The sequence below is a fragment of the Tunturiibacter gelidiferens genome, from assembly GCF_051013345.1.
GTDB classification, from domain to species: Bacteria; Acidobacteriota; Terriglobia; order Terriglobales; family Acidobacteriaceae; genus Edaphobacter; species Edaphobacter gelidiferens_A.
The window spans coordinates 3,435,503-3,455,519 of record NZ_CP132939.1; the positions used below are offsets into that span (position 1 = coordinate 3,435,503).

20 protein-coding genes and 1 pseudogene are annotated in these 20,017 nt (G+C 56.5%); 10 read left to right on the forward strand and 11 right to left on the reverse strand.

Going from position 1 to position 20,017, the window contains the following annotated elements:
• Nucleotides 1–44 precede the first annotated feature (44 nt).
• The 3 genes from RBB80_RS17200 to RBB80_RS17210 all read right to left on the reverse strand — a co-directional run bounded on the left by RBB80_RS17200 (nt 45) and on the right by RBB80_RS17210 (nt 3,932).
• Nucleotides 45–1,988, reverse strand: coding sequence for an alkaline phosphatase family protein (locus tag RBB80_RS17200; protein ID WP_433963722.1), 1,944 nt, complete (start codon nt 1,986–1,988; stop codon nt 45–47).
• 230 nt (nt 1,989–2,218) lie between these two features.
• Nucleotides 2,219–2,785 carry a multicopper oxidase domain-containing protein gene (locus RBB80_RS17205; protein ID WP_433963723.1) on the reverse strand — a complete coding sequence of 189 codons (567 nt, stop codon included), beginning with the start codon at nt 2,783–2,785 and terminating at the stop codon, nt 2,219–2,221.
• 82 nt (nt 2,786–2,867) lie between these two features.
• The gene (locus tag RBB80_RS17210; protein WP_433963724.1) at nt 2,868–3,932 is read right to left on the reverse strand and encodes a multicopper oxidase domain-containing protein; all 1,065 of its coding nucleotides are present in this window, start codon (nt 3,930–3,932) and stop codon (nt 2,868–2,870) included.
• A 167-nt stretch (nt 3,933–4,099) separates the two neighbouring features.
• Between RBB80_RS17210 and RBB80_RS17215 the strand changes: the two genes are divergently transcribed.
• On the forward strand, nt 4,100–4,906 hold the full coding sequence (locus tag RBB80_RS17215; protein WP_433963725.1) for a glycosyltransferase family 2 protein: 807 nt from the start codon (nt 4,100–4,102) through the stop codon (nt 4,904–4,906).
• 20 nt (nt 4,907–4,926) lie between these two features.
• Here the strand turns inward: RBB80_RS17215 and RBB80_RS17220 are convergent, their stop codons facing one another.
• Nucleotides 4,927–6,258, reverse strand: a complete 1,332-nt coding sequence (locus tag RBB80_RS17220; RefSeq protein ID WP_433963726.1) for an ArnT family glycosyltransferase — start codon at nt 6,256–6,258, stop codon at nt 4,927–4,929.
• Between the two features lie 17 nt (nt 6,259–6,275).
• Nucleotides 6,276–6,917: an O-methyltransferase gene (locus RBB80_RS17225; RefSeq protein ID WP_433963727.1), complete on the reverse strand. Its 642-nt coding sequence runs from the start codon at nt 6,915–6,917 to the stop codon at nt 6,276–6,278.
• Between the two features lie 300 nt (nt 6,918–7,217).
• Between RBB80_RS17225 and RBB80_RS17230 the strand changes: the two genes are divergently transcribed.
• The 4 genes and pseudogenes from RBB80_RS17230 to RBB80_RS17245 all read left to right on the forward strand — a co-directional run bounded on the left by RBB80_RS17230 (nt 7,218) and on the right by RBB80_RS17245 (nt 11,171).
• A complete protein-coding gene (locus RBB80_RS17230) occupies nt 7,218–8,027 on the forward strand; it encodes an MIP/aquaporin family protein (protein ID WP_433963728.1) in 810 nt (269 codons plus the stop codon).
• A gap of 51 nt (nt 8,028–8,078) precedes the next feature.
• Entirely contained in the window at nt 8,079–9,575 is a 1,497-nt protein-coding gene (glpK, locus tag RBB80_RS17235; RefSeq protein ID WP_433963729.1) for a glycerol kinase GlpK, read from the forward strand.
• Between the two features lie 11 nt (nt 9,576–9,586).
• A pseudogene (locus tag RBB80_RS17240) lies at nt 9,587–10,640 on the forward strand (glycerol-3-phosphate dehydrogenase/oxidase); the annotation flags it as partial.
• 135 nt (nt 10,641–10,775) lie between these two features.
• Entirely contained in the window at nt 10,776–11,171 is a 396-nt protein-coding gene (locus RBB80_RS17245; protein ID WP_433969723.1) for a glycerol-3-phosphate dehydrogenase C-terminal domain-containing protein, read from the forward strand.
• Nucleotides 11,172–11,405: 234 nt separating this feature from the next.
• Here RBB80_RS17245 and RBB80_RS17250 read toward each other — a convergent pair whose 3' ends face one another.
• Nucleotides 11,406–12,032, reverse strand: coding sequence for an anti-sigma factor family protein (locus RBB80_RS17250; RefSeq protein WP_433963730.1), 627 nt, complete (start codon nt 12,030–12,032; stop codon nt 11,406–11,408).
• Nucleotides 12,029–12,748, reverse strand: a complete 720-nt coding sequence (locus RBB80_RS17255) for an RNA polymerase sigma factor (RefSeq protein ID WP_433963731.1) — start codon at nt 12,746–12,748, stop codon at nt 12,029–12,031. The genes RBB80_RS17250 and RBB80_RS17255 overlap by 4 nt, the downstream gene beginning before the upstream one ends.
• A 447-nt stretch (nt 12,749–13,195) precedes the next feature.
• Between RBB80_RS17255 and RBB80_RS17260 the strand changes: the two genes are divergently transcribed.
• The 5 genes from RBB80_RS17260 (at nt 13,196) to RBB80_RS17280 (ending at nt 17,726) form a co-directional block, all read left to right on the forward strand.
• Nucleotides 13,196–14,053: a metallophosphoesterase family protein gene (locus tag RBB80_RS17260; protein WP_433963732.1), complete on the forward strand. Its 858-nt coding sequence runs from the start codon at nt 13,196–13,198 to the stop codon at nt 14,051–14,053.
• Nucleotides 14,053–14,814: a heme-binding domain-containing protein gene (locus tag RBB80_RS17265; RefSeq protein WP_433963733.1), complete on the forward strand. Its 762-nt coding sequence runs from the start codon at nt 14,053–14,055 to the stop codon at nt 14,812–14,814. Before RBB80_RS17260 ends, RBB80_RS17265 begins: the two co-directional genes overlap by 1 nt.
• 790 nt (nt 14,815–15,604) lie before the next feature.
• A complete protein-coding gene (locus tag RBB80_RS17270; protein ID WP_433963734.1) occupies nt 15,605–16,495 on the forward strand; it encodes a hypothetical protein in 891 nt (296 codons plus the stop codon).
• 206 nt (nt 16,496–16,701) lie between these two features.
• Nucleotides 16,702–17,172: a tRNA (adenosine(37)-N6)-threonylcarbamoyltransferase complex ATPase subunit type 1 TsaE gene (gene tsaE / locus RBB80_RS17275; protein WP_433963735.1), complete on the forward strand. Its 471-nt coding sequence runs from the start codon at nt 16,702–16,704 to the stop codon at nt 17,170–17,172.
• 128 nt (nt 17,173–17,300) lie between these two features.
• On the forward strand, nt 17,301–17,726 hold the full coding sequence (locus tag RBB80_RS17280; protein WP_433963736.1) for a DUF4019 domain-containing protein: 426 nt from the start codon (nt 17,301–17,303) through the stop codon (nt 17,724–17,726).
• Between the two features lie 142 nt (nt 17,727–17,868).
• Here RBB80_RS17280 and RBB80_RS17285 read toward each other — a convergent pair whose 3' ends face one another.
• From RBB80_RS17285 to RBB80_RS17300, 4 genes are all read right to left on the reverse strand, one after another.
• Nucleotides 17,869–18,648, reverse strand: a complete 780-nt coding sequence (locus tag RBB80_RS17285) for a class I SAM-dependent methyltransferase (RefSeq protein ID WP_433963737.1) — start codon at nt 18,646–18,648, stop codon at nt 17,869–17,871.
• Between the two features lie 3 nt (nt 18,649–18,651).
• A complete protein-coding gene (locus RBB80_RS17290) occupies nt 18,652–19,023 on the reverse strand; it encodes a metal-sulfur cluster assembly factor (protein WP_433963738.1) in 372 nt (123 codons plus the stop codon).
• A gap of 99 nt (nt 19,024–19,122) precedes the next feature.
• Nucleotides 19,123–19,389 carry a hypothetical protein gene (locus RBB80_RS17295; protein ID WP_433963739.1) on the reverse strand — a complete coding sequence of 89 codons (267 nt, stop codon included), beginning with the start codon at nt 19,387–19,389 and terminating at the stop codon, nt 19,123–19,125.
• A gap of 8 nt (nt 19,390–19,397) precedes the next feature.
• Nucleotides 19,398–19,985, reverse strand: coding sequence for a twin-arginine translocation signal domain-containing protein (locus tag RBB80_RS17300; RefSeq protein ID WP_433963740.1), 588 nt, complete (start codon nt 19,983–19,985; stop codon nt 19,398–19,400).
• Between the last annotated feature and the right edge of the window lie 32 nt (nt 19,986–20,017).

The window sequence follows — 20,017 nt, forward strand, 5'->3', positions numbered from 1 at the left end:
CAGCTTGGCTGGCCGTCGAAGAGGGGGGCAAATCAGACTAGCTGTTATTTAGAGGAGAATTGGAAGTCATCCGTTAGATCGCCGATTGCTGGGCTGTTCGTCGGGACGTAGGGGCTGCTGGCTTTCTGGATCGGGTTCGGCAGGTCGTCGCGGCTGCGGTCGGAGATGGTCGGAAGTCCCCAGTTCTTCTCGATGAACTTCACGAGCGAGACGTGATCGCCGTACTCGTGCGAAACGTGGCCGCCCACGGAGTACTTCGACACAACGATGAGAGGAATGCGGGTACCGTCGCCGAAGAAGTCGACGGGCTGGATGTAGCCGGAGTCGTAGTATCCGCCGCCCTCGTCGAAGGTGACGAAGATGGCAGTGTCGGCCCAGAGGGTCGGGTTGGCTTTGACGCCGTCGATGATCTTCTTGGTGAAGCCTTCGAAGAGGTCGAGTTTGGAAGACGCCGGGTGACCATCGTTTATGCCGCTGGGCTTGACGATGGAGACTGGCGGCAGGTTGCCGGTGTCGATGTCCTCATAGAGCTCAGTCGTGTCCGCGATGTAGGTCTGGCGGGCGGCCTGGGTTCCCATGAACTGGGTCTGGTACTGGAAGGGGTTGCAGATGTTGCAATACGCATCGAACGAGTTCGACTCGGTGGGATCGGTCACGTAGAGGTCCCAGTTCTCGCCGAAGTATTTGAAGGGAACTTTGTGAGCGACTAGATCGTCGCCGATGCTCTTCTGACTGGTGGGAGGAATGGTGAAGGGCGAGAACTGCGACGTGAGGGTGCCGTCGCCGTTGTAGCCGGGGTTGTAGTTGTTTACGAGGTAGTAGTCGCCCTTGACGCAGTTCGGCTTCACTGGCCGCTTGAGGGACTGGAGGTAGTTGGTCACTGCCGGAACACCTGGCTGGCTGAGGTCGCCGCAGTTGACGTAGCTGCCGCCGCCGTAGCCATCCTGATCATAGAAGTCATTGGTGGCGGGTTGGGGGTTGGGGTTTTCAACCTGATTCGTTGGTGGTCTGACGGCAACGCCCTTGCTGTTGGTGTAGAAGATGGAATCGCCGAAGCCGAACATGATGTGGTTGGCACCGGTGCCGCCCATGACGGACTGGTGGAAGTTATCGCTGATGGTGTACTCGTCAGCAAGCTTCTTGAAGTAAGGAGCGTCGCCCTGCGCCATGTTGTAGAAACCCATGGAGGTGGCGCCTTCGCCGGTGGTCGTTTCGTTGAAGTTGGCTGGCAGTGCGGCGCCGTTGCTACCGGTGCCGACCGAGACTTCAACCCAAGGGAAGAGGTCGTTCAAGCAGCCGCTGGCGTTGTCTTCGGTGGAGTAGTCGGCGTTGCAGTCCAACTGCTGCCACATCTGGAAGAAGCGGTGCACGGGGCTGTTGGTGTAGGCGTCGTATGGCATCTTGGGTCCGCTGAGCTGGAAGACACCTTCGCGCAGGTTGGTTGCGTTTGTGATGCGGGTGTCGACTTTGCCGCCAGCGATGCCGGTTGCGCCAGTCAACAGGAATTTGTCATAACCAGCCGCGAGGCCGGTGTCCGCAAGTTCGGCCACCTTGAGTGTGGTAAAAGGAGCGCTGGTTACGCTGGGTTTTTCAGGACCTCCAGCGAGCACCGCCGGGAGCGTGCTGTAGATGCTCTTGAACTGAGGGCTGTTGGAATATTTTCCGTTGTCGGCGGTGGTGGTGTCGAGGGCCGAGAACTGAGCGGAGAGGGAGTAGTTTGGGCCGGGCTTGCCGTTGGCATTGACGATGCCTTTGGAGAGGAGGTTCGAGACGGTCTCGCCTTCCTTCGGCTTGTAGGTTGCGTAGACGTGATCGAAGGTACGGTTTTCACCGATGATGATGATGACGTGCTTGATGGGGGTCTTTGTTTCGGGGACAGCAGTTTGGGCGTAGGCGGATTGTGGCAGTCCCGCAAACACTTGCAGCGCAATCAACATCGTCGCGCCGCACTTCAAGGTCCCGTTAGGGGCGTTGACAGTACGTTTCAAAGTGATACCTCCGGAAAACTGAGGGAACGGATTGACCCGTTGGGGAATACAACCTCAGTGGGATAACCGTAGAGGCAAAGGTCGCGTTGATGTGTCACGCGTAAATGAAATGATCAATAATTGCGGTTACATTGTTTGCAGCATTTCGTCGCACCAAAAATGAATTTGAAAGTAACCCTCCGTTCATCTCTCATTCATTGTCAACCTGTGCGAGGCACGAATTGTGTGAGCTAAACGATGACTTTGTAAGGTCTCATCATCTCGTTGTCTTCGTGCTCCAGGATGTGACAGTGCCAGACGTAGAGGAGTTCGTCGCCGTGAGAGACTTGCGCTCCGTGAGGGAGATCGAAGCGCATGATGACGCGGGTGACGTAGCCTGGGTAAGACTTGATCGTATCTTTGTAAGCGGGGCGCTCATTGCTTTCTGGCGCCATTGGCTTTCCCGTAAAGACGAGCTTGCCTGTCTGCTGATAGGTTGGCACGTCGAAGGCCTGGCGATTCAAGACCTGGAAGCGTACGAGGTGAACGTGCAGGGGGTGAACGTCGCCCGTAGTGTTGACGAAGGACCAGATCTCGGTTGAACCCGCCTTGGGATCTTCGGTGATGGGCTCATGCCAGCGTGCGTTTCCCAGAAGGCCGGTGATAACGTAGCCGTCGGAGGGACGCTCCTTCTCTGACACGAGGAGGAGACGCTCCCGGGTTCCGTAGTCGGGGGAGAGCGGCTCGAAGGGCGCGAGCGTTTCAGGGACTACGCTGGTGTCTTTGCTCGAAAGAGGCTTGGTCACCTTGAAGAGCATGACATCCTCGGCAAGGCACTGGCCGCCCATCGTATAGGGAGCAGGGGCGTCATTGATCAGCGCGAAGGATTTGCCTTCACAGTCAGAGAAGTCGACGACAATATCGAAGCGCTCGGCTGGTCCGATGAGGAGGTAGTGGAGTTCGAGGGGGCAGGAAGCAGACCGCAGTCGGTGCCGACCTGCTGGAAGGACGGCACGTCGAAGGAATCATTCTGGACTTTGCCAGTAGCGTCGGAGTTGAAGAGTCGCAGATGGTAGAAGCGTGCATTAGCTGCGTTGACGATGCGGAAGCGATACCTGCGCGGCTCGACTTCCAGGAAGGGGTGACTTTTCCGTTGACGCAGTTGTAATCGCCGTAAAATTCCTGGATCCAGACCGGGTGTTCCTTCGGACCGTTGACAACTTTTGGGTAGAAGAGAGAGCCGTCATGGTGGAAGAGGCGGTCTTGCAACATGAGGGGAATCTCGAAGTCGCCCTGCGGCAGGTTGAGTGCTCTTTCCACTTCGTCGCGAATGAGATAGAAGCCTGCTAATCCAGCGTAGACATTCAGTCGGGTGATGCCGAGGCAGTGATCGTGATACCAAAGAGCGGTGGAAGGCTGGCAGTTGGGATACGCGGAGGGGCGCGGGTTGAACTTCGACCCATGCGGACCGTGTTCACCTTGCGCGGTGAACCAAGCTTCGGGATAGCCGTCGTCGTCGGGCATCGTGCAGGCACCGTGGAGGTGCGCGACGTTGCGGACTGCGGGGAGAGACGATTCAGCACCGTGGATCGAGTGATCGATGGGGAGGAGATGCGCTGTGGGGAGCTTGCTGATCCAGTTGATACTGAGGGGCTGGCCGCTTTCGGCTTCTATGGTTGGACCGGGCCAGCATCCGTTGTATCCCCAGAGGGTTGTCGGTGGGAGATCCCGGTGGACCTTCTGTTGAAACTGCCGCATTTCGATGTCGATTATTTCGTTTGGCTTTCCCGTTGCGCGGATAGTCGGGGGAGTGGGAAGGGCATCGACGTAGGGCGTAAGCTTGACTCCGCTACGTACCTGCGCGGGTGAGGCCATCGCCTGTTGCATTGCTGGCACCGCTTTGCTGATGCTGAACCCAGCAGCGGTGGTGAGCCCCCGTTGGAGAAGGCGTCGTCTGGTTAGCATCGGCCGCGGCCGGGACTGGATGGAATTTTTGTGAGGGGAGAATTCATTAATGGCGGTTCAATCAGCTTGTTTCCAATCTTCCTGCACCAGGAAAACAGTAGTCTGACTTTGTTACGACACGATGAAGGTGTCTGGATTCGTGGCAAAGGCACATAGAATGAAGAGACATGCCGAGGTCGACACTATCCGTTGCCATCATCACGCTGAATGAAGAAGCCAACCTCGCGCGGACGCTCTCGAGCGTGCAGTTTGCGGACGAGGTGGTGGTGGTGGATTCGGGTTCGACCGATCGTACTTTGGAGGTTGCGAAGTCTTTCGGAGCGAAGACTTTTACGGAGCCGTGGAAGGGATTTGCGAAGCAAAAGAACTCTGCTATCGAAAAGTGTGTGGGGACATGGGTTCTTTCGCTTGACGCGGATGAAGAGCTAACGGTCGAGCTTCAGAAGGAAATTGGCCGGATGCTCGAGGCAGATTCACAGGATGGGACGCAGATCAATGGCTACCGGCTGCGGCTGCGGCACGTCTTTCTCGGACGCTGGATGCGTCACGGGGGCTACTATCCGGATCTTAAGCTACGGCTGTTTCGTCGCTTGACGGACTCTGGCGCGGCCTGCTTCACCGATCGCCCGGTGCATGAGTCTGTGCAGATTGCGGGCGGGGTGGAGACGATGAAGAATGACTTTCTCCACCATGGCTATCCCGATCTGAATATCTATCTTGAACACATGAACCGGTATAGCAGTCTTGGCGGCCAGATCGTTGCGGAAAAGGGGAAGGTCAGCCGTTCGTGGGTAGCGTTCTGCTGGAACGTTGCTTTGGTCCCGATCCTGACGTTTGTCTGGAACTTCGGGTTTCGTCTGGGATTTATGGACGGTCGCGAGGGGTTGTTACTTCATCTTTACCATTCGGCTTATATCAGCTGGAAGTATGCGAAGGCGTGGCAGATCGGCAATTCTAGTAACACTCAGACATGAATGCAGGGTTTGTGAGACTCTCATAGCGGAGTTGCCAGTCGACGACCTGAACGCGAGGCGGATTGGAAAAGATAGACCGCAAGGATGGTCATGAGCGGTTCGAGCGGGTGACGAAAGCGTGCCTGGACAGTGACGAAGTAGTAGGTAAGCGGTAGAAGCGCAAAAGCCCATGCGAAGAGGATGGCTCCTGGGATGCGTTGCTTCAGCGCTAATAAGAGACCTAGAAGCGCGGCGAGACTGACAAAGCTGTAGTTCAGAACACGGAAGGCTTCGTTGAGGACTCCTTTTTCGACTGGCTTGGGGACGCTGATCCAGTAAAAGTAAAAACGCTTGAGAGCGAGTTCGAAGAAGCGCAGTTTGTGGGTGCGGATATGTTCGCGCGCGAGCTTTCCTTCACGCTGGACGTAGGCGTATTCGCCTATATTTTTGTATTCGAGATACTCCGGGCAGACGTCGCAGACAGGGACTCTAGTGCCGACGGTGAATCCGTTATAGGAGTCGAGAACGGAGTCGTGCAGCTCTGCGCCGAGGTTGCCGCGAATAGGGATGAAGGCGTGAAAGACGTTTTCGTTGCGAACCATCCACGGGGCAAGACAGGCGAGAAAGATTGCTGCGGCGATGATGGCTTTGCCGACCGCGGGGCCGAGCGCTGCGTCCTTTTTTGCAGTGCCAAGGAGCATCCAGACGCCGCACACAGGGAGGAAGAGAAGAATGGTCGAGTTCAGGAGTGCGATCATGCCCCAGAAGAGCCCGAAGGCGCACCATCGAAGCGTAGTTTGAGGATTCGGCTCTGGAGGATCTTCGCCTATGTTGCGAACACGAAGGGCAATCGTGATTACGGCGGAGAAGAGAAAAGCCGTAAGTGCCATGTCCCAGACCCAGTGAACGGCATATTGCAGAGCGGCGGGATAGAGCGCCCAAAGCCATGCTGACCAGAGGGCGATGCTACGGGCTCGGCCTGTTGGACGAAAGCATCTTGCGGCGATTTCAAATATAAGAGGAGCCGTCGCTGCGGAGAAGATGCTGTTGATGGTCAGGATGACCCAGGCGGACGTTGCGGTGTAGACGCCGAAGATCTTGAAGACGCCAGCAAGCAGCAGAGGATAGAGAGGCGGTACCCATGCGGTGGGGCCGGAATGACCCGTGAAGGGGTCTGCGTAACCGAAGCCGGTAGAGAGTGCGCGGGCGATTCGGCCCATCTCCCAGCCGAACTGAAGATGATCCTCCGAGGGGCGGATGCGATAGGTATGGGCGAGAGTGATGTAGAGGACACGGAGGAGCAATCCGACCCAGAAGATGTGCCACGGTGCTCTAAAAGGAAAGGACCGTCGTTGTGTCTGTGGGCTTGGCATTCGCTTATTCCCCGCGTTTAGCTGCGGCCGGCGCGAGGCTGCGCGATGACAAGTCCGCGAGGGGTAGGTAAAAAGACGACGGAGAGAAGCCCTTCCGATTCCATCGACTTCGCCGCGTCACGGACGACCTTGTGGTGCGAGCTGGCGTCGTGCATGAGGATGAGGCCGTTGGGATTGATCTGCGGAAGAAAGCGCTTCACCTCCTGCTCGCGGATCGGCATGTCGGAGTCGGAGAAGAAGAGATCGATGGTGCCGTCGATGGTCATCTCGAGGCTGGACTGGTTGCGAAGTTCGATCCAGGGCTTGAGCGGGGAGGCTTCGAGCCGTTCTTTTGCGCGAGCATAGACGACGGGGTCAAACTCGCAGCTGACGACCTTGCCGAAGCCGTTGCGTTCGAGACCCTTTGCAATCCATTCTGTGGAAACGCCGAGGAAAGATCCGGTTTCAACGACCAGCATGGGCTTTATGGTTGTGACCAGTGTAGCGAGGAACTCGAGGACCTCGAGCTCGGCGGTCATGGAGTCGATCATGCTCCAGCGCTCGGGTTGGGGGCACTCGGAGGTGGCGCGGTGCGATTCAGGTTGAAGCGTACCGGCGGCGCGATCATGCTGGAGCATGATCTTGTGTTCCTGCTTAATCTTTTTGCTGAATAAACCCATGCGAAAACTCCCTAGTTTCCCATTATGCGGGATCGGACGGGACAAGAGGGGAGTTCACGGACTTCATTGACCCAGCTCACGGGTGTGGACATCGCAGAATTTTCGATGAGGATCTGAGACAATCGTTACTTCGCGTGGAAGATGGCAACTATCTGGATTTTGACAGACGTTGTGAGGCAATGCTCCACGCAATGAAAAAAATGTAGATAATGGCGAGCGAACGGGCATCCGCAATCTTGATCTGTGGAGGCTGCCGTCCAAGTGCGGTAAATCGATCTAGCAAGTCAGGAGAAGCGCTGCATGAGCAAGACGTTCGCTGGGCAGTTGATATCAGAGGCAGTGGCGATGTTTATCATTATTGCCTTCGGCGACTCGGTCGCGGCAATGTACACGCTGTATAGTCCGAGCCCGTATCAGCAGGCGTACTGGGGAGTGTGTATTGCGTGGGGGTTGGCGGTAACGATCTCTATCTACACGACGGCATCGGTGAGCGGTTGCCACGGTAATCCAGTCGTTACGCTGGCACTCGCAGTATACCGAGGGTTTTCCTGGCGCAAGGTGCTTCCGTACTGCCTCGCGCAGATTGCCGGGGCCTTTCTCGGTGCCGGGATCGTGTATACGCTGTTCTCCCCGGTGATCGACAACTTCAATCTGACGAATCACCTTACCCGCGCTACAGGCGGGGCCGCGGGAGTCTTCTTCACTCACCCGGGCCTCGCGATTACGCCGATGCACGCCTTTGGGGATGAGATCATCCTTACTGCATTTCTGATCTTTGGCATCTTTGCAATTACTGAGCAGTACAACGAAATGGCGCCCGGGGCGAACGCAGGAGCGCTGATGATTGGGTTTCTGGTGGCGTTGATTGGCGCTTCGATGGGCTACCTGGAAGCATGGGCGCTCAATCCTGCCCGCGATTTTGGGCCACGGCTGTTCTGTTTTTTCACAGGCTGGGGTGCTTCTGCGCTGCCTTCGCCACAAAGCTATTGGTGGATACCCATCGTCGCGCCGCTACTTGGAGGACTTGTGGGCGGGGGAACTTACCAGGTTCTGATTCGACCCTTTCTGCCAGCGCGAGAGAAAGCGCTGCTCGATGCGGCGAAGGCGTAGCGCTCGACGGAAAAAATCGTTTTTCAAGACACGAGCATCAGAGGAGACGAGATGAAGTATGTACTTTCGCTCGATCAAGGAACGACGAGCTCCCGCGCGATCCTCTTCGATCATGACGGTCAGATTGCGGGGACTGCATCGCGCGAATTCCCTCAGATCTATCCGAGTAGCGGCTGGGTAGAACATGATCCTTTTGACATTCTTACCTCGCAGCTCAGCTCTGCGATTGAGGTTTTGGCCAAAACGCTAGTACGCCCAAGGGATGTCGTCGCGCTTGGGATCACCAATCAGCGGGAGACAACGATCGTTTGGGACCGCGAGACAGGGAAACCGGTGTATAACGCCATCGTCTGGCAGGACAGCCGTACCTCTGGCCTGACAAAGAAGCTCGCGGATGGTGGAGCGGAGGAGACCGTGCGTCAGAAGACAGGACTTCTATTGAGCCCTTACTTCTCCGCGAGCAAAGTCGCCTGGATACTGGAAAACGTCAGTGGAGCACGAGCGCGTGCCGAGGCAGGAAAACTCGCCTTTGGGACGGTCGATAGCTGGCTGGTGTGGAATTTGACCAGTGGGAAACGTCACATCACAGATCGCACCAATGCGTCGCGGACGCTTCTCTATAACATCGTGGAAGACCGGTGGGACGACGACCTGCTGAAGCTCTTCAATATTCCAAAGAGTCTTTTGCCTGAGGTTGTCTGGTCTAACGAGAACGTAGGACAGGTAACGACCTCACTCGGCCTCGGCGAAGTAGAGATCGCAGGAATGGCTGGCGACCAGCAGTCCGCGTTGTTTGGGCAGCTTTGTGTCTCTCCCGGCGACGCCAAGAATACCTATGGGACGGGTTGCTTCCTGCTGCAGCATATCGGTGGTAAGTTCACGCTTTCGGGCCATCGGCTGATTACAACGCTTGCCTGTAGCACAGATCAGAAACTTGCCTATGCACTTGAAGGCAGCATCTTCATCGGCGGAGCTGTGGTGCAGTGGCTTCGCGACAACATGAAGTTCTTCCGAAAATCGTCGGAGGTGGAGGCGATCGCGGCCTCTGTGCCTGACTCGGATGGTGTGGTCTTTGTTCCGGCATTTACCGGCCTTGGCGCGCCCTACTGGGATGCGCAGGCAAGGGGCTTGATCATTGGCCTGCAGCGCGGCACACAAATCGCCCACATCGCGAGAGCCGCCATCGAGAGCATCGCATTTCAGGTTGCGGACGTTCTTGGAGTGATGGACTCCGATACGAAAAATCCCTTCACGGAGCTTCGCGTAGATGGGGGAGCCGCAGCCAACGACGACCTCATGCAGTTTCAGGCCGACCTGCTGGGTGTCCCGGTTCATCGCCCCGCTGTGCTTGAGACGACGGCGCTTGGTGCTGCCTATCTGGCCGGTCTCTCCAGCGGATTCTGGAGTAGCATCGACGAGTTGACGCAGCATCGCAAGGCTGACACCATCTTCGAGCCGAAGACCGACAAAAAACAGATGCAAAAGCTACAGGAGAATTGGAGAGAAGCTGTCGAGCGTTCTCGCCATTGGAACAAGGAGAGCAGATGAATCGCGATGAGATGGTAGCTCGTGTACGCAATAGGAAAGAACCCTGGGACATTGTGGTGATCGGCGGAGGAGCTACAGGAGCGGGGGTTGCCGTCGATGCAGCATCGCGAGGTTACGATGTGCTGCTTCTGGAGCGGGAAGACTTTGGCAAAGGAACCTCCAGCCGCGCCACCAAGCTTGTTCATGGTGGTGTCCGCTACCTAGAGCAGGGGAACGTCTCGCTTGTGATGGAAGCGTTGAAGGAGCGGGGGATCCTCCTGCGCAATGCTCCGCACATCGTGAAGGATCTGAAGTTCATCGTCCCGAATTACTCCTGGTGGGAGGCGCCGTTCTATGGTATTGGGATGAAGGTCTACGACTTTCTTGCAGGAAAATACAGCTTCGGCGCGTCCAAGGTACTTTCCCTCGAAGAGACGTTGGAGCTTTTGCCGACGATTCGCAAGGACGGCCTGCGTGGGGGTGATGTACCACGACGGGCAGTTTGATGACACGCGTCTGCTGATCAATCTGATGACGACTGCCGCGGAGCATGGTGCGACCCTGTTGAACTACGCGGGCGTAGTCGAGCTGAAGAAAGATGAGTCGGGTTTTGTTCAGGGGGTGGTGGCCGTAGATAGTGAAAGCGGAGAAAGGTTTGAAATCGCGGCTCGATCCGTGGTGAATGCCACAGGCATCTTCACCGATGAAATCCGCCGGCTCGCCGAACCCGAGGCCGAAACGATGATGGCGCCCAGCCAGGGAATTCATCTTATGTTCGACCGGTCGTTCCTGGTCGGGGACACGGCTCTGCTTGTACCCCACACCGACGATGGACGCGTCCTGTTTGCCGTTCCCTGGCACAACCGCACTCTGGTCGGTACAACGGATACACCTATCGAGACGGTATCGTACGAGCCGCTACCCTTTGAGGAGGAGATTGAGTTCGTCCTTGAGACAGCTGGCCGTTATCTGAGCCACAAGCCGACTCGAGAGGATATCCTCAGCGTGTATGTCGGCATCCGGCCGCTGGTAAAGGCTGCTGGAGCCAGCGATGGAAAGACTTCCTCGCTCTCGCGCGACTACACGATTCACATTGACCACTCCGGTCTACTCACGATCGTCGGCGGAAAGTGGACGACCTATCGACACATGGCCGAAGACTGTGTCGACCACGCCACTACCCTCGGTCGACTGGACGAAAAGCCTTGTGTTACGGCTACCATGCATATTCACGGCTACTATCAGCATCCTGAGGAATTTGGCAGTCTGTCCGCATATGGAGCAGATGCTCCAGCAATTCTCGAACTTTCAAAAGAAAACCCCGAGCTTGCCAAACTACTGCATCCTGATCTTCCTTACATTGCGGCGGAGATCGTATGGGCCGCACGAAACGAGATGTCTCGCACGTTGGACGATGCTCTGGCGCGACGCACTCGTGCTCTGCTGTTGAACGCGCGTGCGGCGATAGCGATAGCGCCTGAGGTTGCATCTCTACTCGCCAGAGAAATCGGCAAGGATGCAGCGTGGGCCGAGGAGCAGGTGAGAATCTTTGGCGCGCTGGCAGCCCAATATATTCCTCAGGGCACGAAATACCCGACCGCGCCAACTGTTGTGTGAACTGCCAAACGACGAAAACCCGGATGTGGAGCTTTTCGTTCGTGCCGAAGAGACTTTCATTCGGTCACTCGGGTTTCTGTGTACGAACCAGGGCGGACAACAGGAGATTGAGGTCGGCGGGATTGACGTCGCTGACGGCAACAATACGCAGGTCCGATGTGGCGGCGGTTTGGAGATTGAAACCTGCACGTATGTTGGGCAGTGTGGCGAGGGCTGGGGTGGCGGATCGTTGCGTCAGGAAGATAGAGACTTCATGTCTGTGAATGGTGAAGAGGAGCAGTGCGGCCGGTTGTCCGCCGATGTAGGTGAGATCGGCTCCTTTAAGATCGTGTCGGGGGGCAGGACGTCGGGAAGGTTGAAGCTAAAGGGAAGACGCCCTTGAAACCACGGTTTAACGGTGTGACGATCGGTGGAGATGACTTGTGGGGTTGCTCCGCTGGAGAGAGCGGCGAGGTGCTGGTCGAGGAGTTCTGCGGCGAGGTTGTTGGTTGGATGCAACTGACGCCAACCAAGGAGGGAGAGGGTAAGAAGAATGGCTGCGGCAAGTGCTGTCCAGGCTGCGGGACGGAAGTGATAGATGTTTGCAGACGCTTTCGGTTGCGTTTGCATTTGTTGCGAATGGAGCTGGGCGGTGAGGCGCGCCAAGGCTTCGGGCGGCGCGGCGAATCGTTGCCCGGCGCGGGCGGTTGCGGTTTTGAGTTGGGTGGCGGAGAGGACGCGGAGCGTGCAGGCATGGCAGGCAGCGAGATGATGCTGAACTCCCTGCTGCTCGCTCGGTGAGAGTTCGCGGTCGACAAAGGCGTTGAGCTCGTCCGGGTTGAGATGTTCCGTTGAGTAATTGTTTTGTGACGGCTGATTCATAGGGATTTCCCAAATTGCGGCTGCAAGAGTTGACGGAGGGTGCTGCGGGCGCGCGAAACGCGAGACATAACCGTGCCGATGGGGACGTCGAGGATGAGGGCGATGTCTTTGTACTTGATCTCTTCAACGTCGCAGAGCAGCAAAATTTCGCGTAGTTGTGGCGGAAGCTGATCGAGTGCTGTGTGAAGAGCGGCCTGGTTGTCGAGACGGATGAGATTGTCTTCTGGGGTGGGGCCCGCGTTGGTGGTGTCGAGTGTTTCGGGATTGTCTTCGAGGAAGACGGTGCGGGAGAAGCCGATGCCGGTGCGCGAGGTGAGAAACGTATTGCGGAGTATGCGGAAGATCCAAGCCTTGAAGTTGGTGCCGGACTGGAAGGAGTCGAAGGCGCGGAGAGCCTTTGAGAAGGTCTCCTGCACGAGATCTTCGGCCTCGGCCTGATCGTGAGTGAGCCAGGAGGCGTGGTTGTAGAGCGATGCGAAGAGAGGAAGCGCTAGTCGCTCGAAGTCTGCGCTGCGGGTGGTTTTAGAGAGCATGGTGCAGTTTGCCTCGACCTCGAGCTGGCTGGGGTTACGGGCTGCGGTCCGTGGAGCGGAATCGGACCATGATCGATCCCAACGACGACCAGGCTCAGCAGCTTTGAGGATCATAGCAAAGTCAAGCGCGGAGGATGGCGGGGGGATGGCGGAACGGGTGGTGGGTATGGTTTCAGGGATCATGGTGTGAGGATCGGCATGAGGGAACATGACGAATGGTTGTGAAACGAATGTTAGAACCGCTGGCTAAAGAGAAGTCTGGTACCACTCCTGAAACTAAGATGATGCAGATTTATTTCACACCGTTACCAGCGTTCTAGGGATGAACGTGAAATTCGCCGTCCTCGGCCACAACAGGCGAATAAGCATCTTTGTTAACCAAATTGCTGCCGGATTATTCCTCGCGTTTTTCATGGACGGACGGGAATAAACGCGCGTCTCGCCAGTTTAGGACGGTGTAGGCAATCAAGAATCAGATGGAGATTGATATGAATCGGTTTAAAGGAAGACGAAGTAGAGCGCGCGAACCTGGGTGTTGCGCAACCCGCGGGAGATGGCATCGATCGGCGCAATTTTTTAGGGTGTATGGCGTGGGCCGGCACAGGGCTCTTGTGGTCGATGGTTGGCGGCGTGCCAACTTCGAAATTGTTAGCGCAGACGATCAAGGGTGGCGGTGCTGGTGTTGGTAAGGTAGAGGACTTCTCCTTCGTGCAGATTAGCGACTGCCATATTGGCTTCAATAAGGGTGCCAACCCGGATGTAACAGGAACGCTGAAGAAGGCGATTGAGAGGGCCAATATTGTGCCTGTCGGCGTGAAGGCTCCCGACTTCATGCTTCACACAGGCGACATCACGCAGAATTCGAAAGCAGCGGAGTTCGATACGGCCTCGCAAATTATCAAGGACTTCAAAAATGAGGTTTTCTATGTGCCAGGAGAGCACGATTATATCGACGACGGTACGCAGTACAAACAACGTTTTGGCAAGAACACCGTGGGCAATGGCTGGTACAGCTACAACCACAAGGGCGTTCACTTTGTAGGCTTGAACAACTGCGTACAAGTAGATGCGATGGGGAATATGGGCGAGGATCAGTTGAAGTGGCTTAAGTCTGACCTGGGCGGGTTGAGCCATTCAACGCCGATCGTGGTCTTCGCGCATATTCCTTTGTGGATGGTCTATGAGAAATGGGGATGGGGCACGAAGGACGGTGAGCGGGCGCTCGCCATGCTGAATCCTTTCGGCTCGGTGACGGTTTTGAACGGTCACATTCACCAGGTTGTGCAGAAGGTCGAAGGCAATGTGGCTTTCCACACGGCGCTGGCGACGGCGTTTCCGCAGCCTGCACCGGGAGCGGCTCCGAATCCAGGACCGATGATGGTTCCAGCGGGCAAGTTGGAGAGTGTGCTCGGAGTGACTAAGGTCAAGGTCGTTCGAGGACATAATCATCTGGCTGTCGTCGATTCGACACTGGCGGAGACTGTCTAATGCGCCCTTGGATTGCTGCGGTATTGACGGTAGCCGCAGTAGTGGCGTTGGGGAATGTTCATCCGTTTGGGAACCCGCGTGTCGAGCCGGCGAAAGGGTTCGGCACGCTGCTGGAGGGTGCGACTATGCCCGCAGACGCGAAGGCGGTACTGGTGAAGAAGTGTGCGGACTGCCACTCGAGCGAGACTCGCTGGCCAGTGTATGCGCGGATTGCTCCGGGATCGTGGCTGATTGAGAGGGACATCATTGAGGCACGCAAGAAGATGGACCTCTCACACTGGGAGCAGATGCCGACGGATAAGCAGGAGGTTTTGGCTGCGAAGATCGTCGAAGAGGCAAAGAAGGGGGACATGCCTCCGCTGCAGTATCGGTTGCTGCACTGGAACGCGAAGCTTTCCAAGGCTGATGTGCAAACGCTGTCGATGCTCGGCAAGAGCTCGGGTGGGAGCGAGGCGACATTGGCTGGGGATGGTGATGCGGTGCGGGGTAAGGCAGTGTTTGAGAAGCGCTGCACGGGCTGCCATGCGATAGCTGTCGACCGGGAGGGACCGAGGTTGGCCGGAGTGTATAGCAGAAGGGCCGGGAGCATTGCGGGATTTACATATTCCGCGGGCTTGAAGAATTCTGGTGTGACTTGGAACGATGCGACCCTGGAGAAGTGGTTGAGCGATCCCGATTTGATGGTTCCGGACAACAATATGAGCTTCAGCGTTCCCAAGGCAGAAGAACGGCGGAACTTGATCGCATTCCTAAAGCAGTAGTGAGAGGTCGACTGAGGGAGGCAAGGAGACTCTATGTCTGACTCGCTAGGGGAGGTCACAGTAGCCGTTCAAACTCTTGCTGGTTCTTTAGTGAATCTCGGAGGATAGGCATGATTCGTTTCAATCACGTAGTCGTTAGATCGTTTCGCCCTACGTCGAAGCTAGGTCGGGTGCTCGCGCTTCTAATTGTTGGGATAGGTGCGAGCATTGCTTTGAGAGCCCAAAGCGCTCACCTGGTGTCTTTTTCTCCGTCGGTCGGTAGTGGTTCAGAGCAGGCATTTGTGGCGACCTACATCTTTCCCAGAGGTGTAACGGATGTGCAGTCGTTTTCTCTTTTTATTATGAACGGTGTTACTCCGCTAAGTAGGAGCGGATGGTCGTCAGATCAATGCATTTTGACCTATAACGTCAGCTCAGGAGTCATCCAACTGGTACAAGACTCGGGAGGTAAATTCCTCTCCACCATGGCCACCGCTGAAACTGCTCAGAGTGTCAGTAACTCCCAATGCTCGGTGCTCGCCAGTTTATCTTCCGCAAACATCTCCGGCGACAGCGTGACGGTTAGATTTTTTGTAGCTTTCTCAACTGCATTCAGGGGGCTAAGCAAGTATACCTGTCTGCTGACAGTAAAGAATGGACAGGAGATGCAAATCCACCGACACAAGTTGGAATTTATAACGTCGCCGCTAGCGTGTCTCCTGTATTTATATCGCCTTCTTCCGGGAGTGGCTCGGAGCAAACATTTACGGCGATATATTCAGACACAACCTCTAAAATTCAATCTGTTTTTTTGAACCTAAAGAGCTTAGGAGATAACACCCTCGCCGCCAACGCATGTAAGTTGCGTTATGACCCTGGTTCGACTGACATTTTTCTAGTGAACGACGCTGGCACCAACTATGGCTCGCCAATAACCTCAGGATCACCTGCTGCCCTTACCAACAGTCAATGCACGTTGTTTGGTATAGGGACTTATGCGACAACCTTCGGGAACAACGTTGTAGCCTACTTCAGAGTTGCTTTCTCCCCTATATTTGTTGGCAAGAAGGAGATTACGCTGGGAGGCGTGGACCAGACTGGAGTCTCTACCTTTAGCAATCTATCGCGTGGGACCTACACAGTTACCACATCGCGCCTCGGCGCTCCACCAACTTTCACGCTTACCAGCACGCCAGTCAGCGTCGTTGCTGGAGTATCTGCAAATTCGACCATCACCGTGTTTTCAAACGGAGGATTTAGTGGAAGTGTGGCATTGACATGTGCTGTCATCAGTCCTGAAGGGTCAGCTTACCAACCTACGTGCCAGATTGGCGCACCTGGTTCCGTATGGTTGGGGACAGCGGCGATAGCAACACTCGTTGTGAATACCACTGCATCCGGTTCCACGTCTCGGTCCACCGCGAAGCAACTCTCATTCTTCTACAGCAGCATCACGGTGGCCATTTTAATTTTTTATCGACCGCGTATCCGATGGAGATGGCAGACACTACTTCCCATGCTGGCAGTCGCTATCGTTTCCGGAGCTGCCATCGGATGTGGCGGGATCAATAATCCAGCTATTGAACCCACCGGCTCCTGCACAACAAATTCAGGTACAACCGTCGGAAACTATATCATTGCGGTAACGGGCACAAGCGGTTCAGTCACGGCAACGACGGCGGTGAGTGTCTGTGTGAAATGAACGCGCGAGCACCGCGGTAAAAATATCATCGTCGATAGACCCAGACCGTCTCATCGACCTATGAGAGCCAAGTATGAATTTCGCTTGGCTTTTTAGCTCGAAAGTATCTGCCGGGATTTTATGCGCAACGTATTGATCTTGTATCAAGGGGAAATGGGGCGGGATGGAGGAGGATTTCCGTTCAAAATAAGAAGATGAAGAACGATATGGGGGAGGCAACAAGGGTGAGCTTGGAATTGCGGGAGAAGAAGCGGTTCAAGACGCGGAGCGCAGCGGGGACGCTGGCGATGGGTGAGAGGGTAGCAGAGATGTTGCTGCCTGTGCCAAAGATGTTTGTGCTGCGAGGGGATTTGGGCGCGGGCAAGACTACGCTGGTGAAGGGGATTGCCGCCGCTCTTGGAGCGTCGGAGGAGGAGGTGACCAGTCCTACTTTTACGTTGGTGCACGAGTACACGGGGAAGAAGGTGCGGCTGTTTCATCTCGATCTTTACCGGTTGGAGACGGAACGGGAGTTGTTGACGCTGGGACTGGAAGAGATGAGCGAGGAGCAGGATGCGCTTGTATTGGTGGAGTGGGGAGAGAAGTTCCCAAGTGTCGTGGAGCGGGCCGATGGGGAGATCGTGATTGAACATGCCGGTGGGGATGAGCGCATGTTTTATGTGCGGGTGAAGGCGTAGAGCTGTTCTCTGTGCTGATTAGCTTTGGGAATTGTCTGGCTTCGAACGGTGGGGGCGCTTAGCATTGGCGTGTCTGACTAATCTTGTTGAGTGAGGTCTGTATGCGGATGGTATTGAAGAGCGCTCTGATGATTAGCGTGTGGGCGGGAATGGTTTGTGGACCGGTGGGCTGGGCTGCGCAGGAGCACTCTCCGATGGTGCAGCAGACGGCGGAGCAGATGGCCGTTCGGGAGGGCGAGAGTTGGTTGGCGATGATGGATGCCGGCAAGTATGCCGAGAGTTGGAAGGCGGCAGCGGCGGTGTTGAGGGGAGCGGTTACGGTGGAGAAGTTTGAGTCATCCATGAAGTCGGTGCGGGAGCCGATGGGCAAGCTCGATAGCAGAAAGCTGCAGAGCGCCACGTATACGACTTTGCTGCCGGGTGTGCCGGAAGGGGACTACGTCATGATTCTGGACATGACAAGCTTTGAGCATAAGCCCGCCGCGCAAGAGACTTTGATTATGAGTCGGGAAAAGGACAAGGTGTGGCGGGTGTCTGGGTATTACATCAAGTAAGGATTGTGGTGGGTCGCACGCGCTGGTGGACCGCCAAAGCCGCCTTCTTATCCGGCGGGACACTGATCGCGGCAGGCTGCTCGGAAGCAGACGGCGATTCTTGGGGCGCGGCTTATGTCACGCTCTGAGAAATCGTCTTGGATTAGGCGGGTTGTTTTTTGCGGCCGGTGAGGCGGTAGATAGCACACTCTTCGTCGCCGGTGGAACCGTACTCTTTTTGCTGGGCGATGGCAGCGAGGTCGGCAGCGTGGTCCTCGGGGGACATGGCTACGGGGCCGAGGAAGAGCCGGGTGAAGGCAGGGTGGCAGTCGAGGACGGCGCGGCACTCGGAGTTGACGTAGAGGAGGTCGAAGGCAGGGGTGGGTGCGCCTTGGCGTGCGGCGAACTGGGTTTCGATGCGGCGAAGGAGGAGCTTGAGGACGGGTGCCTCGAAGGGGTGGAAGAGGAAGGCGAGTGTGGGGGTGCGTGGGAAGTCGAAGGTGAGGGCATCTTGTTCGAGGAGGCGGATGGGCGCGAGTGCTGAGGCTGTGGTGTCGGCGGCGTGGGAGGCACGCCAGTGTTCGAGGTTGAGCTGGGCGGTGTCGGCGAGGTTGGGGTTGAGTTCGATGCCGATGACTTGGTGGAAGGGGAGTTCGCTGGCGACGAGCATGGCGCGGCCTTTGCCAGCTCCGATGTCCACGAAGGTGTAGTGGTGGATGGGGTGAGGTGGATTGCTGTCGCGCCAGATACCGATGAGAGTGCGGAGGATGCTCGGAGCGACGCCGTAGTAGGCGGTGACGTGGGCGTCGTTGGGATGGCCAGTGGTGAGGTTGCCGGCCGCGATGAGGCCGCTGGTTTCGACGCCGTGGATCTGGTCGAAGGGATGTTGTGGCGGCGGTGGTGGAGGCATCACCAGTACGGATTTGGATTTGCGTGGGGGCATGGTTTAGCGGATCTGGATGAGGTTGGGGTTGCCGTCGAGGCCGAGGGTTTTGCGGCCGGCTGGGGTGATGTTGAGTGGCGTCCAGATGGGGGCTTTGAGGAGAGTGATGGTGGTGCGGCTTACGGTTTCAAGGCCCGCGAGGCGGTGTGTGATTTGGGAGACGAGTCTCGCTTGAGAGGCTTCGTCGGTTTGGGTGGGGGTCAGGGCAATCTCGATGATGTGCTTTTGAGGGACGCCTGAGATGTTGGTGCCGGGGGCTTCGGTGTCGCGGGTGATGGTGAGGGAGTGGATGAGGCCGAGGTCCACGATGTTGCAGGGGAGGGCGGGGTCGTAGCAGTCGCGGAGGGCCTTGAGGATGTCGGACTCGGTGAGCATCTGTGTTGATGATAGAGGACAGCTCTGCAATAAATGTTGGTGACGCACGAATGCCCCACACCTCAAGGGTTGAGATGTGGGCATTCTGGGTAGAGTGGGTTAGCAGCCGCTGAAGGAGATGAAGTCTCCGAGCGGGTTGGGCAGGGTTGGGGTGAAGGGCTCGAATGGGAAGGATTGTGCGGTGTCAAAGCCTGCGGCCTTGGCGGCGCTGAAGTTTACGAAGGGTGTGAGTGCGGCTAAAGCCTGATCGATCGAAGTCCAGCACAACGTTCTTTCGTAGCCGTTGTTGTTCGGGGGAGCGATACTCTCTACGACTCCCTGGATACCGGTGATCGATTTGATCGGGCCGCCAAACTGCGGGGTCACGTCGCCACCTACGACTCGTGCAAGGGTCCGGTGATCGCTTTCGATGCCCATGATGCGAGCCGCGGTGAGGCGCAGGTTGCGAGTGGAGAAGTTGCGAACGCCAACAAGATAAGCCGCGATGAATGCGTCCTCGAGAGTGACCAGAATGTTGAGTGTGGTCTGAGCGTCGGAGAACATTTTTTGGGATAGAAGAACTGGGTGAAGGGTGTGAACTGGTCGGTGACAGACTGCTCGAGAAGATAGTGGGACATCTCCTCCTGGCGAGCGCCGATGAGGTAGCCCTGATCGTCGTCAGGGATTGTTTTGAAGAAGGGAGAGGTGTTGATGATGTTGGTGTAGGTGGTGACGGCGAGCGCTTCGGCGATCTGTGCGGCGATGAGGATGTCGCGATCGCCTTTCTTGAGGTGTTCGTGTTCGTACTGCATGCTGTCTGTCTCTTCCTGTTGCTCGGCTGAGGCTGTGGTGGAGAGTGCGCCGATAGCGGCGAAGGTTGCGGCTCCGGTAAGCGCGGCGCCTTTGAGAAACGATCGTCGGGAGGACCCTGTTTGGTTATCTTCTGACGAACGGATGGCTTCAAGTTCTTTTTGCGTATTCATTGCGGTAAATCTCCTGATTCAATTCCTGAAAA

What these genes read in the sequence shown, in the direction of transcription:
- RBB80_RS17205 (WP_433963723.1), bottom strand. Translation starts at nt 2,785, where the DNA reads ATGCTCTTCAAGGTGACCAAGCCTCTTTCGAGCAAAGACACCAGCGTA.
- RBB80_RS17210 (WP_433963724.1), bottom strand. Translation starts at nt 3,932, where the DNA reads ATGCTAACCAGACGACGCCTTCTCCAACGGGGGCTCACCACCGCTGCT.
- RBB80_RS17215 (WP_433963725.1), top strand. Translation starts at nt 4,100, where the DNA reads ATGCCGAGGTCGACACTATCCGTTGCCATCATCACGCTGAATGAAGAA.
- RBB80_RS17220 (WP_433963726.1), bottom strand. Translation starts at nt 6,258, where the DNA reads ATGCCAAGCCCACAGACACAACGACGGTCCTTTCCTTTTAGAGCACCG.
- RBB80_RS17225 (WP_433963727.1), bottom strand. Translation starts at nt 6,917, where the DNA reads ATGGGTTTATTCAGCAAAAAGATTAAGCAGGAACACAAGATCATGCTC.
- RBB80_RS17230 (WP_433963728.1), top strand. Translation starts at nt 7,218, where the DNA reads ATGAGCAAGACGTTCGCTGGGCAGTTGATATCAGAGGCAGTGGCGATG.
- glpK (WP_433963729.1), top strand. Translation starts at nt 8,079, where the DNA reads ATGAAGTATGTACTTTCGCTCGATCAAGGAACGACGAGCTCCCGCGCG.
- RBB80_RS17245 (WP_433969723.1), top strand. Translation starts at nt 10,776, where the DNA reads ATGCATATTCACGGCTACTATCAGCATCCTGAGGAATTTGGCAGTCTG.
- RBB80_RS17250 (WP_433963730.1), bottom strand. Translation starts at nt 12,032, where the DNA reads ATGAATCAGCCGTCACAAAACAATTACTCAACGGAACATCTCAACCCG.
- RBB80_RS17255 (WP_433963731.1), bottom strand. Translation starts at nt 12,748, where the DNA reads ATGATCCCTGAAACCATACCCACCACCCGTTCCGCCATCCCCCCGCCA.
- RBB80_RS17265 (WP_433963733.1), top strand. Translation starts at nt 14,053, where the DNA reads ATGCGCCCTTGGATTGCTGCGGTATTGACGGTAGCCGCAGTAGTGGCG.
- tsaE (WP_433963735.1), top strand. Translation starts at nt 16,702, where the DNA reads ATGGGGGAGGCAACAAGGGTGAGCTTGGAATTGCGGGAGAAGAAGCGG.
- RBB80_RS17280 (WP_433963736.1), top strand. Translation starts at nt 17,301, where the DNA reads ATGATTAGCGTGTGGGCGGGAATGGTTTGTGGACCGGTGGGCTGGGCT.
- RBB80_RS17285 (WP_433963737.1), bottom strand. Translation starts at nt 18,648, where the DNA reads ATGCCCCCACGCAAATCCAAATCCGTACTGGTGATGCCTCCACCACCG.
- RBB80_RS17290 (WP_433963738.1), bottom strand. Translation starts at nt 19,023, where the DNA reads ATGCTCACCGAGTCCGACATCCTCAAGGCCCTCCGCGACTGCTACGAC.
- RBB80_RS17300 (WP_433963740.1), bottom strand. Translation starts at nt 19,985, where the DNA reads ATGAATACGCAAAAAGAACTTGAAGCCATCCGTTCGTCAGAAGATAAC.